General features: G+C 54.5%; 13 protein-coding genes and 1 pseudogene. 9 read left to right on the plus strand and 5 right to left on the minus strand.

All coding sequences use genetic code 11. The features are described from left to right. The first annotated feature begins 1 nt into the window (after nucleotide 1). The 3 genes and pseudogenes from DES54_RS02555 to DES54_RS02565 all read left to right on the plus strand — a co-directional run bounded on the left by DES54_RS02555 (nucleotide 2) and on the right by DES54_RS02565 (nucleotide 1,681). Nucleotides 2-802 (plus strand): sulfite exporter TauE/SafE family protein, encoded by an 801-nt coding sequence (locus DES54_RS02555; RefSeq protein ID WP_113865056.1) that lies wholly within the window; start codon nucleotides 2-4, stop codon nucleotides 800-802. Nucleotides 803-813: 11 nt separating this feature from the next. Continuing rightward, a pseudogene (locus tag DES54_RS02560) lies at nucleotides 814-1,360 on the plus strand (elongation factor P hydroxylase). A 33-nt stretch (nucleotides 1,361-1,393) separates the two neighbouring features. Then, complete coding sequence (locus DES54_RS02565; protein ID WP_113865057.1) at nucleotides 1,394-1,681, plus strand: YfcL family protein; 288 nt, start codon at nucleotides 1,394-1,396, stop codon at nucleotides 1,679-1,681. Between the two features lie 63 nt (nucleotides 1,682-1,744). On the opposite strand, the gene DES54_RS02570 is transcribed toward DES54_RS02565, so the two are convergent. The 4 genes from DES54_RS02570 to mnmC form a co-directional block, all read right to left on the minus strand. Further along, on the minus strand, nucleotides 1,745-2,056 hold the full coding sequence (locus DES54_RS02570; protein ID WP_113865058.1) for an AzlD domain-containing protein: 312 nt from the start codon (nucleotides 2,054-2,056) through the stop codon (nucleotides 1,745-1,747). Continuing rightward, nucleotides 2,053-2,712 (minus strand): AzlC family ABC transporter permease, encoded by a 660-nt coding sequence (locus DES54_RS02575; protein ID WP_240634911.1) that lies wholly within the window; start codon nucleotides 2,710-2,712, stop codon nucleotides 2,053-2,055. The genes DES54_RS02570 and DES54_RS02575 overlap by 4 nt, the downstream gene beginning before the upstream one ends. Before the next feature lie 174 nt (nucleotides 2,713-2,886). Next, nucleotides 2,887-3,741 (minus strand): AraC family transcriptional regulator, encoded by an 855-nt coding sequence (locus DES54_RS02580; RefSeq protein ID WP_427846317.1) that lies wholly within the window; start codon nucleotides 3,739-3,741, stop codon nucleotides 2,887-2,889. Between the two features lie 153 nt (nucleotides 3,742-3,894). Further along, nucleotides 3,895-5,913 (minus strand): bifunctional tRNA (5-methylaminomethyl-2-thiouridine)(34)-methyltransferase MnmC2/FAD-dependent 5-carboxymethylaminomethyl-2-thiouridine(34) oxidoreductase MnmC1, encoded by a 2,019-nt coding sequence (mnmC, locus tag DES54_RS02585; RefSeq protein WP_113865060.1) that lies wholly within the window; start codon nucleotides 5,911-5,913, stop codon nucleotides 3,895-3,897. A 159-nt stretch (nucleotides 5,914-6,072) separates the two neighbouring features. Here mnmC and fabB point away from each other — a divergent pair, with 159 nt between their 5' ends. Beyond that, a complete protein-coding gene (fabB, locus tag DES54_RS02590) occupies nucleotides 6,073-7,290 on the plus strand; it encodes a beta-ketoacyl-ACP synthase I (protein ID WP_113865061.1) in 1,218 nt (405 codons plus the stop codon). Nucleotides 7,291-7,422: 132 nt separating this feature from the next. Here fabB and flk read toward each other — a convergent pair whose 3' ends face one another. Next, nucleotides 7,423-8,658 carry a flagella biosynthesis regulator Flk gene (gene flk / locus DES54_RS02595; RefSeq protein WP_113865062.1) on the minus strand — a complete coding sequence of 412 codons (1,236 nt, stop codon included), beginning with the start codon at nucleotides 8,656-8,658 and terminating at the stop codon, nucleotides 7,423-7,425. Between the two features lie 212 nt (nucleotides 8,659-8,870). Between flk and pdxB the strand changes: the two genes are divergently transcribed. From pdxB to accD, 5 genes are all read left to right on the plus strand, one after another. Beyond that, nucleotides 8,871-10,004 (plus strand): 4-phosphoerythronate dehydrogenase PdxB, encoded by a 1,134-nt coding sequence (gene pdxB / locus DES54_RS02600; protein WP_113865063.1) that lies wholly within the window; start codon nucleotides 8,871-8,873, stop codon nucleotides 10,002-10,004. Nucleotides 10,005-10,108: 104 nt separating this feature from the next. Continuing rightward, nucleotides 10,109-11,119 (plus strand): aspartate-semialdehyde dehydrogenase, encoded by a 1,011-nt coding sequence (locus DES54_RS02605; RefSeq protein WP_113865064.1) that lies wholly within the window; start codon nucleotides 10,109-10,111, stop codon nucleotides 11,117-11,119. Continuing rightward, the gene (gene truA / locus DES54_RS02610) at nucleotides 11,119-11,958 is read left to right on the plus strand and encodes a tRNA pseudouridine(38-40) synthase TruA (RefSeq protein ID WP_169050501.1); all 840 of its coding nucleotides are present in this window, start codon (nucleotides 11,119-11,121) and stop codon (nucleotides 11,956-11,958) included. The genes DES54_RS02605 and truA overlap by 1 nt, the downstream gene beginning before the upstream one ends. Before the next feature lie 71 nt (nucleotides 11,959-12,029). Further along, complete coding sequence (locus DES54_RS02615; protein WP_113865065.1) at nucleotides 12,030-12,707, plus strand: DedA family protein; 678 nt, start codon at nucleotides 12,030-12,032, stop codon at nucleotides 12,705-12,707. Nucleotides 12,708-12,958: 251 nt separating this feature from the next. Continuing rightward, a complete protein-coding gene (gene accD, locus DES54_RS02625) occupies nucleotides 12,959-13,873 on the plus strand; it encodes an acetyl-CoA carboxylase, carboxyltransferase subunit beta (protein WP_113865066.1) in 915 nt (304 codons plus the stop codon). Nucleotides 13,874-13,928 lie beyond the last annotated feature (55 nt).

The raw sequence follows: 13,928 nt of genomic DNA on the forward strand, positions 1-13,928 counted from the left end.
TATGGATTGGTTTGTCCTCGGACCACAAATGCTGGTCGTGCTGTTTTTTGTCGGAACGTTGGCCGGGTTTATTGATTCAATCGCCGGCGGCGGCGGATTATTGACCATTCCGGCGTTACTCGCCGCGGGGCTTTCTCCCGCGCAAGCGTTGGCCACCAACAAACTTCAGGGGGTCGGCGGTTCCCTCTCCGCCAGTCTTTACTTCATTCGCCGCCGGGCGGTCAACCTTGGCGAGTTGAAGCTGCCTATCATGCTGACGTTTGCAGGAGCGACCTTCGGCGCTTGGTTTATTCAGCAGATTAATACGGATTTTCTGCGACAATTGTTGCCGGTGTTGCTCATCGCTATTGGTCTCTATTTCCTGCTATCGCCTAAAATTGGCGAAGAGGATCGCCAGCGCCGTCTTTCCGTCCTGCCTTTTGCGTTGATTGCCGGCGGTTGCATCGGGTTCTATGACGGTTTCTTTGGGCCGGGGGCCGGATCGATTTATGCGCTGGCATTCGTCACGCTAAGTGGATTCAATCTGGCAAAAGCGACGGCAAGCGCCAAAATCCTGAATTTCACCTCCAATTTCGGCGGGCTGCTGTTTTTCATCCTGGGCGGGAAAGTGGTGTGGGGCGTCGGCGCGGTGATGTTGATCGGGCAGATCCTGGGGGCGCGCCTTGGCGCCAAAATGGTGATGAATAAAGGGCAAAAGCTGATTCGCCCCATGTTGGTGATGGTCTCAGCCGTGATGAGCGGTAAGTTGATTTATGACAGTCATGGCGCGGCGATTGGCGTCTGGCTGGGACAATTTTTCTGATGACGAATAACCTGATGGATACTCACCACTACCAGCAATTGATTGATATTTTCGACGCGTGTTTTAGCGGTGACTACAACACGCGTCTGATTAAAGGCGACGATGAACCTGTCTACCTGCCTGCCGATGAACAGACGCCGTATCACCGGATTGTTTTTGCTCATGGTTTTTACGCCAGCGCTGCATGAGATTTCTCTCTGGTGTGTAGCGGGCGCCGAGCGGCGTTTACTGGTGGATTTCGGCTACTGGTATTGTCCTGATGGCCGGGATGCGGCGACCCAACACCAGTTTGAAGCGGTTGAGATCAAGCCGCAGGCCTTTGAATGGCTGTTCTGCGTCGCGGCGGGTTTTCCGTTCAATGTCAGTTGCGACAATCTGAACGGCGACAGCGAACCGGATCGTATTGATTTCCAACGCCGAGTGCATGGACAGGTCATGACCTATCTGGAACACGGGTTGCCCGCGCGTCCCGCGTGCTTTATTAACGCATTACAATCGTTTTACAATACGCCGCCGCTGACGGCGGAACGCTTTCCCTATCCCGCCGATCTCTATTGAGTGCGACGGGAACCGATTAATCGAGGGTAATACATGATCGCAGAATTTGAAGCGCGCATTCTGGCGCTGATTGACGATATGGTGGAGCATGCCAGCGACGATGAACTTTTTGCCGGCGGCTACTTGCGCGGTCATTTGACTGTGTCGGTGGCGGAAGCCGAGGAAGCGGGCGATCATTCGCCGGAAGCATTGCATGCGCGAGTCAGCGCAAGCATTGCCAACGCGATAAAGAATGGCGAACTTTCGCCGCCAGACCAGATTCTGGTGAACCGCATGTGGGACAATTTATTCCAGCAAGCGCAAAACCTGCAAACGCATTAAATATCATCGCAGGCTGACGCGCCGGTTAATTGGTTCGTCAGCCGCTCTCCCGTTTTTATATGTTTAAAATAGTGAACTGAGTAAATAAAAGAACGCCATACTGGTCAGCAGGCAGGCCACCATATTGCGGAGCAGAAACGCGACTATAATGCAGAATACAGCGCCCCAAAAATAAGGATTGTCGGGAAAAGAGCGTAACTCCCCCTGCGTTAGCGCAATAATTGGTCCACACAATGCGCTGAGCAGACACTGGGCTGAATATTTCAGCATATCCTGAATCAGCCCCGGTAATTTAACCGGGGTTCGCGGCTCAAGGAAAATATATCGGTTAAAAAAGACAATGCCAGCCAGTGTGCAGAGTAATAACCAGTTCATACCCGCTCCCCGGATAATCGGGAAATCATAACGGAAAACGCCATACCGCACAGGCCGGCAATAACAATGGCGCCCTCAATACGATAATAAGTCAGCAGGATGGAGGTGAACAGTGATAATACCACCCCTGCCGCGACGCTGAGCCGATTAATCATCGGTACAATCAGCGTAATAAACGTGGCGATAATGGAAAAATCCAGATGATACTTTTCCAGATCGGGGATGGCATTCGCCATGAAAATCCCCAACAGACTGGCAATATTCCAGCTTAAATAAAATGTCAGTCCTGCGCCGATGAGGTAGCCTGGCGTCAGCATTTTTTTATCTTTCTTGGCGATGCTCAGCGCAAATAATTCATCGGTGAGGAGAAAGCCGATTGGAATACGTAAACGGATTGAGAGATGGCAAATAAACGCCCGCAGCGTCAGCCCATAAATAAAATGTTGGGCGGTAATGAAAAATACCGAAATGATCACGGTAAACAGGCTGGCGCCTGACATCAACAAGCCGAGCGTAACGAGTTGCGCCGCACCCGCGAAAATAATGGCTGACATAGCGATGGATTGCCACAGGGTCAATCCCGATTGTATTGCCATTGAGCCGGCCAATAAACCCCAGGGAATAACCGACAGACATAACGGCAACATTTCCATCATGCCGGAAATAACGCTATGCCAGCGTGATGGTGTTTTATTTCCCCCGGATGAGGGCGAATCGAAATCTACTGTTTTCATCAATAAAGGTACCCTGAGATCAAATTCATGGCTACAGCCTACGATGATCGTGAAAGGGTGTATTGAATAAAATTGCGTGCGGTTACGGTTAACCGATTAATTGTGGGAAGCGGGGAAGTGCAGTGAACGAATAAATTCACCGGGCGTCACCCCCTGCGCTTTTTTAAAGTGCCGGTTGAAATGACTTTGATCGGAAAAACCACACAGGGAAGACGCTGATAATATGCTGTGTCCTGTCAGTAATAATGATTTGGCTTTTCTCAACCGCGCCTGAATCAGGTAAGCGTGAGGTGGCATACCGATAGACTTTTTAAATTGTCGTAAAAAATGCCAGGGACTGAGCGTGGCGAGATCCGCCAGTTCAATCAGGGAGAAATCCTGTTCCGGGCAGGCATCCATTAAGGCTTTGACTGTGACGATGTGCTGGGTTGAGTCGGCTAAATGCCGGTCGTGAATGCGGCTTTTGCCATATCGCATGATCAACCAGGCCAGGGAGGAAAAAAGCAGACTCTCTTTGAGCAACGCATTGCCGTCCTGTGCGAGCAGGGTGAAGGTCATCCTTAATTGTTCGGACAGACCCGCATCGTGTACCACCGCGTCTGGAAACCAGGGCACCGTACCCTGTGTCTGTTGCATATCGCGCGAAAGGTCGCGCAGCAAATCGGGATTGGGATAAATGGCCCGGTATGACCAACCTTCAGCGATGGCGGAATACCCCGTATGAATCTCATCCGCATTCACCAGAATGATATCGCCTTTGGGCGCAACGTGTTCACCGCCGGTGCGATAAAAGCGTTGCGCGCCTTCTTCGATCACGCCGATACAAAAGTTTTCATGGGCATGGCGGGAGAAACGCTGATTTTTATAATGGGCCTGAAGCATTTCCAGACCGCCAAATTCTGTCAGGTGGCGGAATTGGGTGCGCTCCTGGCTCTTTTCCTTCCCACTCACTGACGCTCTCCCATGCGGTGATTTATACCCGCTTCTTATTTGTTGTAGACAGGTTATTTGTTGTAGACAGGTCTATACCTACACATTGATGCCCACCGGGTATAGAACAAAATTGCTCTGGTTACCATTAAAGTACGCCAGACAATTTTTCACTCATACCGGTCTGCCTTTTAATAATTTTCTGATCCAGAAACGGTTCGGACTCAGCGCGGCCAATGTTTCTCTGTCTAACGGCAATGGCTCGCCATAAATTTGCGAAGCCAGTATTTCCGCCGCCAGCGGCGCGGAGCAGAGTCCGCGTGATCCCAGCGCGCCAATGATAAACAGACCCGGATAGACGGGCGCTGGCGGCAGATGTTGCGCATCGCGCTGCTGATGGCGCAAATCCTGATAACTGTCGAGCGTTCGCTGATAATCCGGCACCGCGCCCAACAACGGCAGATGATCGCGTAATGCGCAACGCACGCCCTGACGCGCCATTTGACCACTGACATCAATCTGTGAGGCCCATGCCGCATCGGGCAGACAAGTTATCAGACGTTGGCGATTTTCCTGTTGCTCTGTTTCCCGATACCCATTGCCGGTATCGCCACGCTGGTAGCTGGCGCCAATACAGTGTTGCTGATGTCGCGGGCTGACGGGGGTCAGATAGCCGTCATAGCACAACACCTTTTGCAGCCGCTGTAACGCCGGGGTGGTTGGAATATGACTGACCTGACCACGAACCGCATAGCAGGGCAACTGGCGGGTTTGCGGCCAGTCGGAAATCTGATGACCATTCGCCAAAATCAGTGTGGAATGGGTGGCCTGTCGTCCTTCGTTGAACGTTAATATCCAGCCGCCAGCGGAGGGTTCGATGGCGGAAACCGGGGTGTTCATGTTGGCGACCAGTCCTTGCTTCTCTGCCAACTTCATCGCCGACGCGGTCAATTCCGCCGGACACAGCCAGCCGCCGTCAGGATAGGTCACGCCTCCCGCGCCCAGCGGCAGACCGTTGTGTGCTTCAAGTTGTTGGGCGGTGACAGCCGACACCAGTTCTGGCGGCCATTCTCCCTGTAATATTTGTTCGATCTTGAGCCTGCTCTTTTCATCATAAGCGAGTTGGCTGACGCCGCACCACTGATGTTCAAATGCTACCCCTTGCGTCGCCAGCGCCGCATACTGACGGCGGGCGAAGGTGAAGGCGGCGGCGAAAAAGCGGGAAAGCGCATCATGCTGGTTGTTCAGCAGCGGATAGAGTGCGCCCTGGCGGTTGCCGGACGCGCCGGTGGCGGGCTGTGTTTCCGCGCAGTAAAGTGTGACGCGGGCGCCGCGCCGTTGCAGGGCGCGCGCGGTTAACACGCTGGCGATACCGCCGCCAATAATGGCGATGTCATGCGGCGCCGGCGCCGCCGGATGTGCAAACCACGGTGTGGGCGAAGGAGCGGGAAGGGCGGTGGTAAGGATGCCGCTCAACATCTCGCGCTTGCGCCCAAATCCTTTGATTTTACTGACGCTGAATCCCGCTTGTTGTAACCCGCGCCGCACGAATCCGGCAGCGGTAAACGTGGCAAAGGTGCCTTGTTCGCGGCACAGACGCGCCATGGACTGAAACAGATTATCCGTCCACATATCCGGGTTTTTGGCCGGGGCAAAGCCATCCAGAAACCAGGCGTCAACCTGATGAGTGAGTGAATCATCCAATGCGGGCAATAGCGCATTCACATCGCCAAACCACAGATCCAGCGTGATCCGCCCCTCAGCCAGAAGCAGACGATGGCAGCCCGACAGCGGCAGCGGCCATTGCTGGCGCAGCGCATCCGCGTAGGGCGCCAGTTCGGGCCATGACGCATGGGCGGCCTTCAGATCGTGGCGTTGCAAGGGGAATTTTTCGAAACTGATGAAATGCAGGCGTTGTAATGTCGCGTCTGGCGACCGGGCGCGGAATTGGTCAAAAGCCTGCCACAGCGTCAGAAAATTAAGCCCGGTGCCGAACCCGGTTTCCGCAATAATGCAACTGGCGCGTGTGTGGGTAAGAAACCGTTCAGGAAACTGATTGCCGCGTAAAAAGACATATTGGGTTTCCGCCAGCCCATCCTGATTAGAAAAATAGACGTCATCAAACTGTTGCGATACAGGTGTACCCTGTTCGTTCCAGCTTAAGGACGCATACTGGATAGGACGGTTGTTCACGACAAATGACTCATTATTCAAGCGATGCGGCGATTCTAACCAGCGGAGTGTCGGGGTGCAAATTTAGTAAAAGTTCGGCTGATCGGACTTGTTCAGCTTACAACTGTACGCTAAAGTGCGATGCGAAATCCCAAAATTTATAAGTGGAAGAGGTATTGAATGAAACGTGCAGTGATTACTGGTCTGGGGATCGTATCAAGCATAGGTAATAACCAGCAGGAAGTTCTGGCTTCTTTGCGTGAAGGACGTTCAGGTATTACTTTCTCTCAAGAGTTGAAAGATTCCGGCATGCGTAGTCACGTCTGGGGCAATGTCAAACTGAATACAACCGGACTTATTGAACGTAAAGTTGTACGTTTCATGAGTGATGCCTCTATCTATGCTTACCTGTCGATGGAACAGGCCGTTGAAGATGCGGGGCTGGCCCCAGAGACTTATCAGTGCAACCCGCGGGTGGGATTGATTGCCGGTTCCGGCGGTTCGGCGCGTTATCAGGTATTCGGCGCCGACGCCATGCGCAGCCCGCGCGGTCTGAAAGCCGTTGGCCCTTATGTCGTGACCAAGGCGATGGGTTCCGGCGTGTCTGCTTGTCTGGCGACGCCGTTCAAAATCTACGGTGTTAACTACTCCATCAGTTCCGCCTGCGCCACTTCCGCCCACTGTATCGGCAATGCGGTCGAGCAAATTCAAATGGGCAAGCAGGACATTGTGTTCGCTGGCGGCGGTGAAGAATTGTGTTGGGAACTGGCCTGTGAATTTGACGCCATGGGCGCTCTGTCTACAAAATATAACGATACGCCGGAAAAAGCGTCACGTACTTATGACGCGGATCGCGATGGTTTTGTTATCGCGGGCGGCGGCGGCATGGTCGTGGTCGAGGAACTGGAGCACGCGCTGGCGCGTGGCGCGCACATTTACGCTGAAATTATCGGCTACGGCGCGACGTCCGACGGCGCCGATATGGTCGCGCCTTCCGGCGAAGGCGCGGTGCGTTGTATGAGAATGGCGTTGCAGGACGTTAAAGCGCCGATCGATTACATCAATACGCACGGCACCTCTACCCCGGTGGGCGATGTGAAAGAACTGGGCGCGATTCGTGAAGTGTTCGGCGACAACGTCCCGGCCATTTCCGCCACCAAAGCGATGACCGGTCACTCTCTGGGCGCCGCGGGCGTACAGGAAACGATTTATACCCTGCTGATGCTGGAGCATGGCTTTATTGCGCCAAGCATCAACATCGATACGCTGGATGAGCATGCGGTGGGGATGAACATCATCACCGAACCAACCGAGCGCAAGCTGACGACGGTCATGTCGAATGGCTTCGGCTTCGGCGGAACCAACGCCGCTCTGGTGATGAGCAAGTTCGAACAGTAATCGCTGTTGCCTGATGAATGAACATAGCGGCGGAGACATCCGTCGCTATGTTTAATATCCCGTTACTTTTCTGATAGTTCCCCGCCTTGTTTTTACTTCGCTTAAACGCGGCATTTCGCCGTCGAACCACGCTCAGAGCAAAATCCATAACAGAAAGCCGACGACGCAGAGGCTGACAATCACCAGAAACAGCGGTCTGTGGAACAGGGCTTGCCAGTTCAGCGGCAACGACGCAATCAATGGGTTGAACAGCGGGTGCGGATACAGCGGCGAGGTCGCCCCATCGCTTTCCTGTGCGCGCTGTAGACGCTGAGTAAACAGGAACGTAAGGACATCATTAATCTGCATCAACGTGAGCGGCGTTTGTAAGCCGGGGGCAAAACGCGCCTGGGTGTAATCCAGCAGCATTTGCTGCTCTTGCGCCGAGAGTGGTTGTGGTAATGCGCCTTGCAGTACGGCGAGCGGGGAGGCGGCAAACGCGGTCGGCGTTGCTGCGCCCGGTGGTGTCGCGAGCGTCGCGTTGGTCAAGGCGGGCGAATTGCCATTGGTCGAAGCGGGCTGTCCCGTGATGGCATTGCCCGCTGTGTTTGGTTGTGCGGCTTGTTGTGGCGATAATAATGACGATGCTTGCTGCGATTGAATCGCTTGTTGCAGCGTCACTTGCGTTTGCAGAAACTGGGTCAGCAATTGCAGATTTTTCAGGGGAATGGCATCGCCCGTCGTTAAATTCTGCATGGTCATCAGCGTCGTCCAGATTCTGGATGACGGCTCGCCGGTCTGAGCGGCCACTCGGCTTACCAACTGATTTAAACTGTTCTGCTCGGCAGGGAGCAGAGGGCGATCAGGGGCATTAGACGTCGCCTGAGCGCTACCCGCGGCGGTTGTCGAGAGCGGCGACTGCCCATGTTGCAACAGCGTCACAACCTGTTTTAACTGCGCGTTGCTGAGCGAACCGAGTACCGTGTGGCCGAACTGCTGGCGAATAAAATCACTGACGGCCTGACGGTTATTCCCCTGCGACAGCATGTCGGTCACGCGTTGCAGCAGTTGCTGGCGCTCGCCGTTATCCTGCGCTTGCGTTAATCGTGTTTGCAGCAACTGTTCGGCGGGCTGATAGTGACGAGATTGCAATTCCGCGTTTTCCGTCAATCCGAGCTCTTGTCTGACATTGCTCCAAACTTCCGTGGCTTTCGATGTCGTCAGCGCCGCCACTTTTAACACCAAATTCTCAAGGGTGGTGCGTTGCGCCGGAGTGAGCGGCTGATCGCCGCCGCGGGCGGCGGTCAGGCCGGTGGTGGTGGCAGGCGTCGTGGCGTTGGCCGAACGTTCGCCGGGCAGTGGGGCCCCAGGGCCGCTGACAGGTTGCATACTGGCTATCCTCACCGCAAGTTAATGAGCGGAATCATAGCAAGCTCTGGTCGTCTTCGATAGTTGCAAAACAGCCCAAACCCAGCGTTAATCGTGATGATTGCGCTGGAGCGGCGGGATCATCAAAAGCCGATAGCGATGGGCTTCCCCCTCATTCAGTGGCAAAATAGCTTCCCTCTTTTTGGCTGGGTAACAGGTTACCGGGGAAGGAAATGAAAATTCTGGTTGATGAAAATATGCCGTATGCTCGCGAACTGTTTAGCCGTCTGGGTGAGGTGCGGGCGGTTCCAGGGCGTCCGCTGCCGGTTGAAGCCCTGAAGGGCGCCGATGCTCTGATGGTGCGTTCGGTGACCAACGTCAATGCGGAACTGCTGAACGGCGCAGCGGTGAAATTTGTCGGCAGCGCGACGGCAGGCACCGACCATGTTGACCAGAACTGGCTTGCGGCGAACGGTATCGGTTTTTCCGCCGCGCCAGGCTGTAACGCTATCGCGGTGGTCGAATATGTTTTTTCTTCCCTGCTGATGCTGGCTGAACGTGATGGCTTTCAACTGCGCGACAAAACGGTGGGGATTGTCGGCGTAGGCAATGTGGGCGGCAGGTTGAATGCCCGATTGCAGGCGTGGGGCGTAAAAACGCTGTTGTGTGATCCGCCCAGAGCGGCGCGTGTTGATGACGAAGCGTTTTTGCCGTTGGAGACGTTGGTGCGGGACGCCGATATTTTAACCCTGCATACGCCGCTGTACGCGCAAGGCCCTTACAAGACGGAACATCTGATTGATGAAACCGTGCTCAATAACTTCGCCGATGGACGCATTCTGATTAATGCCTGCCGTGGGCCGGTGGTGGATAATACGGCCTTGCTCGCTGTCCTGAAGCGCGGTAAACAACTCAGCGTGATCCTTGATGTCTGGGAGCCGGAACCGGCGCTGTCCACCGAATTGCTGGAGCGGGTCGATATCGGTACGGCGCACATTGCCGGTTATACCCTCGAAGGTAAAGCCCGCGGCACCACACAGATTTTCGCAGCCTGGAGCGAGTTTATCGGTGATCCGCAACAGGTTGCTCTGTCTTCATTATTGCCCGCGCCGGAATTCGCCACGCTGACGCTGACTTTGCCCCTGAACCAAGCGTTATTAAAGCGACTGGTGCATCTGGTGTATGATGTGCGCCGGGATGATGCCCTGTTACGTCAGGTTGCCCATCAGGACGGCGGGTTTGATCGTCTGCGCAAACATTATCAGGAACGACGCGAATGGTCGTCGCTCCATGTCATCTGTACCGACAGCGCCAGCGCAGCGTGTCTGAACAAGCTGGGATTTTATGCAACGGTAGATCATCGTTAATTAATCCGCCCATAAACACCATGTCCGCGCCTCTGGCATGCTGCGCAGGCTGGCGTCTTTTGTGTACGTGGATGTGTTATTTATCAATTTGGGAGAACAACCACATGTCTGACGGCTGGAATATTGCTCTGCTGGGCGCAACGGGCGCAGTGGGTTCAGCGTTGCTGGAACTGTTGCAGGAACGTGAATTTCCGGTGGGTGAACTCTATCCGCTGGCCAGCGAACGTAGCGTGGGTGAAATCATACGTTTTAATGGAAAATCCTGTCCGGTCGAGGATGTGGCGGATTTTGACTGGTCGCAGGCGCAACTGGCGTTTTTTGTCGCCGGTCAGGAGGCCAGCGAGCGCTATGCGGAGGAAGCCAGCAACGCTGGTTGTCTGGTGATAGATAGTAGCGGCCTGTTCGCGCTGGAGCCGGATGTGCCGCTGGTGGTGCCGGGCGTGAATACCCATGTGCTGGCGGATTACCGTAATCGCAACCTTGTCGCGGTGGCGGACAGCCTGACCAGCCAACTGCTGGTGGCCATCAAGCCGCTGACGGAGGCCGCGGGCCTGTCCCGTCTGCACGTTACCGCCATGTTGTCGGTTTCCGCGCGCGGCAAAGCCGCGGTGAATGATTTAGCGGGGCAAAGCGCGCGTCTGCTGAACGGCATTCCGCCAGAAACGGGTATATTCCCCAAACAGTTGGCGTTCAATTTGTTGCCTCTGCTGCCGGATAACGAAGGCAGCGTGTGTGAGGAGCGCCGTTTGGTGGATGAAGTGCGCAAGGTGCTACAGGATGAGGGATTGCCGCTTTCTGTTACCTGTATTCAGTCGCCGGTGTTCTACGGCCATGCTCAGGTCGTTCATCTGGAAGCCCTGCGCCCGCTGGCGGCGGAAGAAGCGCGTGACGAATTGTTGCAGGTTGATGAGGTTCAGATCAGCGATGAACAGGACTACCCGACGCAGGTGGATGACGCCTCTGGCAACATTCGCCTGAGCATCGGCTGTTTGCGCAATGATTACGGCATCCCGGAACAACTGCAATTCTGGTCGGTGGCGGATAACGTGCGTTTTGGCGGCGCGTTGATGGCAGTGGAAACCGCGGAATGTCTGGTACGGGAGTATCTGGGGTAATGACGGAACCGATGTTGGCGCAGGCGGCCCCGGCAGACGATCCTGCTGTGGTGAAAATTGCGCTGGGAATTGAATATGATGGCAGCCGCTATTATGGCTGGCAGCGTCAGGCGGAAGTCGATAGCGTGCAGGGCTGTCTTGAACAGGCCTTGAGCAAGGTGGCGGATGAACCCATCACTGTCTTCTGTGCGGGCCGGACCGACGCGGGCGTGCATGCGACAGGGCAGGTGGTGCATTTTGTCACGCGGGCGGTGCGTAAAGACGCCGCCTGGACGATGGGGGTGAATGCGAATTTGCCGCCGGATATCGCCGTGCGTTGGGTGAAAACGGTGGATGATGATTTTCACGCCCGTTTCAGTGCGACAGCGCGCCGCTATCGTTATGTCATCTATAACCACCGCTATCGTCCGGCGGTACTGGCTCAGGGCGTCACGCACTGCTATCTGCCGCTCGATGCGCAGCGGATGGCGCGAGCGGGGCAATGCCTGTTGGGTGAGAACGATTTTACCTCGTTTCGCGCCGTGCAATGCCAGTCTCGCACGCCGTGGCGCAATGTAAATCATTTAAAGGTTACGCGTCATGGGGCTTATATCGTGGTAGATATTAAAGCCAATGCGTTTGTACACCATATGGTGCGCAACATTGTCGGCAGTCTGATGGAAGTCGGCTGCGGCAATCAGCCGGAAACGTGGATAGCGGCGTTGCTGGCGGCCAAAGATCGCACTCTGGCGGCGGCGACGGCCAAAGCGGAAGGCTTATATCTGGTTTCGGTGGATTATCCTGAGCGTTTTGCGTTGCCGCGGCCCCCGATGGGGCCGCTGTTTTTGCATGACGACTGATGAATGATGGGTTTTGGCGATATCTTTGGGTGCGCTGTATATTGGCGCCACCTATCAAAAGAGACGTTTTTATGGAATTTATACAGTTTATTATTGATTTTATTCTACATATTGATGTGCATCTGGCGGAACTGGTCGCACAATATGGTGTCTGGATTTATGCCATTCTGTTTCTTATTTTGTTTTGTGAAACCGGGCTGGTCGTCACCCCGTTTCTGCCGGGCGATTCTTTGCTATTTGTGGCGGGAGCGCTGGCGGCGCTGCCATCGAATGACCTGAATGTGCATACGATGGTTTTCCTGATGATTACCGCGGCGATCCTGGGCGACGGGGTGAACTACACGATTGGCCGTTTGTTCGGCGATAAGCTGTTCAGTAACCCGAATTCAAAAATCTTCCGGCGCAGCTATCTGGACAAAACGCATCAGTTTTATGCGCGTCACGGTGGCAAAACAATAATTCTGGCGCGTTTTGTTCCTATTGTGAGAACATTTGCGCCGTTTGTCGCCGGGATGGGGCAGATGAGCTATCGTCATTTTGCGGCCTATAATGTTATTGGCGCGTTGCTGTGGGTTATTTTATTCACCTACGCGGGGTATCTGTTCGGTGACCTGCCGATTGTGCAGGAGAACCTGAAGTTACTGATTGTCGCGATTATCGTTGTCTCAATTCTGCCGGGCGTTGTCGAGATTATCCGGCACCGGCGAGCGGCGGCGCGCAGCAGTGCAAACCGCGGCGGTGTGAAATAAGTGAAACCTGTTTTAACATCCGGTTTAACTCAGTTTTTTTTCCACAGCGCCGGGTCGTTATGGTTTAATGGGCGGCATTTATGGTCTGTTCCTGGAACAATCCTTGATGCCAATGCCTCAGTATCGCGATTAACGCGGATCTCAGGTATTTTTTTAATTAGCAATGTCGTCAGGGAATAAATGTTGTCAGGCAATAGTTGACGCATGAACAGCGGACTGGCATGTGCCAGGTTCAAGCAGAAAGGTTATCAATGAGCTGGATTGAACGAATTCTTAACAAAAGCAACATCACCCCGACTCGTAAAGCGAACATTCCTGAGGGTGTCTGGACGAAATGTGATAGTTGCGGTCAGGTACTGTATCGTGCGGAACTGGAGCGTAATCTGGAGGTTTGCCCCAAGTGCGACCACCACATGCGTCTTTCCGCGCGTGATCGCTTACAAGCTTTCCTGGATAAAGAAGGGACAGTGGAGTTAGGCAGCGAACTGGAACCGAAGGATATCCTGAAATTCCGGGATTCGAAAAAATATAAAGATCGTCTGGTTGCGGCGCAAAAGCAGTCTGATGAAAAAGATGCCCTGATCGTGATGAAAGGGACATTATATGGCATGCCGGTGGTCGCGGCCTCTTTTGAGTTTGCGTTCATGGGCGGCTCTATGGCGTCTGTCGTCGGCGCGCGTTTTGTCCGTGCGGTTGAACAGGCGCTGGAAGACGGATGTCCGCTGGTCTGTTTCTCCGCCAGTGGCGGCGCCCGTATGCAGGAAGCGTTGATGTCGCTGATGCAGATGGCAAAAACCAGTGCGGCTCTGGCTAAAATGCGTGAACGTGGTTTGCCTTACATCTCCGTATTGACCGACCCGACCATGGGCGGCGTGTCTGCGAGTCTGGCGATGCTGGGTGATTTGAATATCGCTGAACCGAAAGCCCTGATCGGCTTTGCGGGGCCGCGCGTTATTGAGCAGACAGTGCGAGAAAAACTGCCGCCGGGTTTCCAGCGCAGTGAGTTCCTGATTGAGAAAGGCGCTATTGACATGATCGTGCGTCGTCCTGAAATGCGGTATAAACTGGCGACGATCCTGGCCAAATTGACCAATCAGCCGGAACCCGGTGGTGATGAGGTTGAAAACCACGTCGATGACGCGGCCGAATCACAGGATGCAGTGTAACTGAACCGATGAACAGGAAGCGTGAGTCCGCCTCAGGCAATATTACGCTTCCTGT

This window comes from Brenneria salicis ATCC 15712 = DSM 30166, from assembly GCF_003315515.1.
Lineage (GTDB): Bacteria > Pseudomonadota > Gammaproteobacteria > Enterobacterales > Enterobacteriaceae > Brenneria > Brenneria salicis.

Bases quoted from the DNA above. Each gene is read 5' to 3' on its own strand.
- DES54_RS02555 (WP_113865056.1), top strand. From the start codon at position 2: ATGGATTGGTTTGTCCTCGGACCACAAATGCTGGTCGTGCTGTTTTTT.
- DES54_RS02565 (WP_113865057.1), top strand. From the start codon at position 1,394: ATGATCGCAGAATTTGAAGCGCGCATTCTGGCGCTGATTGACGATATG.
- DES54_RS02570 (WP_113865058.1), bottom strand. From the start codon at position 2,056: ATGAACTGGTTATTACTCTGCACACTGGCTGGCATTGTCTTTTTTAAC.
- DES54_RS02575 (WP_240634911.1), bottom strand. From the start codon at position 2,712: ATGATGGAAATGTTGCCGTTATGTCTGTCGGTTATTCCCTGGGGTTTA.
- fabB (WP_113865061.1), top strand. From the start codon at position 6,073: ATGAAACGTGCAGTGATTACTGGTCTGGGGATCGTATCAAGCATAGGT.
- flk (WP_113865062.1), bottom strand. From the start codon at position 8,658: ATGCAACCTGTCAGCGGCCCTGGGGCCCCACTGCCCGGCGAACGTTCG.
- pdxB (WP_113865063.1), top strand. From the start codon at position 8,871: ATGAAAATTCTGGTTGATGAAAATATGCCGTATGCTCGCGAACTGTTT.
- DES54_RS02605 (WP_113865064.1), top strand. From the start codon at position 10,109: ATGTCTGACGGCTGGAATATTGCTCTGCTGGGCGCAACGGGCGCAGTG.
- truA (WP_169050501.1), top strand. From the start codon at position 11,119: ATGACGGAACCGATGTTGGCGCAGGCGGCCCCGGCAGACGATCCTGCT.
- DES54_RS02615 (WP_113865065.1), top strand. From the start codon at position 12,030: ATGGAATTTATACAGTTTATTATTGATTTTATTCTACATATTGATGTG.
- accD (WP_113865066.1), top strand. From the start codon at position 12,959: ATGAGCTGGATTGAACGAATTCTTAACAAAAGCAACATCACCCCGACT.